The organism is Pseudomonas sp. 86_A, from assembly GCF_017491705.1.
Taxonomy (GTDB): Bacteria; Pseudomonadota; Gammaproteobacteria; order Pseudomonadales; family Pseudomonadaceae; genus Aquipseudomonas; species Aquipseudomonas koreensis.
The window spans coordinates 1-493 of sequence record NZ_JAFGYS010000101.1 but is presented as its reverse complement, the minus strand read 5'-3'; the positions used below and the strand labels follow the sequence as shown (position 1 = coordinate 493).

The following is a 493-nucleotide window of genomic DNA, read 5'->3' as shown; positions in this document are numbered from 1 at the left end:
CACGACGTCGAGCTGTTCGAAGCGTCGCCGGAGATCGGCTGGCAGTTCAACATCGCGAAGAAGGTGCCCGGCAAGGAGGAGTTTCACGAGACGCTGCGCTATTTCCGCCGGCAGCTCGAGTTGCGCGGCGTGACGCTGCACCTGAACACGCGGGCGGACGTCGCGCGGCTCGCCGGCGGCGGCTTCGACGAGATCGTGCTCGCGACGGGCGTGACGCCGCGCCGGCCCGACATAGAAGGCATCGGCCACGCGCGCGTGATGGGCTACCTCGACGTGCTGCGCGACGGCAAGCCGGTGGGCGCGAGCGTGGCCGTGATCGGCGCGGGCGGGATCGGCGTCGACGTCAGTGAATACCTGACGCACACGGGCGAGAGCGCGAGCGTGGCGCCGTCGACGTTCTATGCGCAATGGGGCATCGACATCGACTACGGCGCGCGCGGCGGCGTGCGGATGCCGCACGTCGAGGCCGCGCCGCGCAACGTGCATCTGCTGC

Annotated in this window: 1 protein-coding gene; it reads left to right on the top strand. The window is 70.4% G+C overall.

Annotated features, from left to right (window positions below; all coding sequences use genetic code 11):
* A partial coding sequence (locus J5M57_RS28190; protein WP_207938503.1) for an FAD/NAD(P)-binding oxidoreductase occupies positions 1 to 493 on the top strand: 493 nt, incomplete at both ends.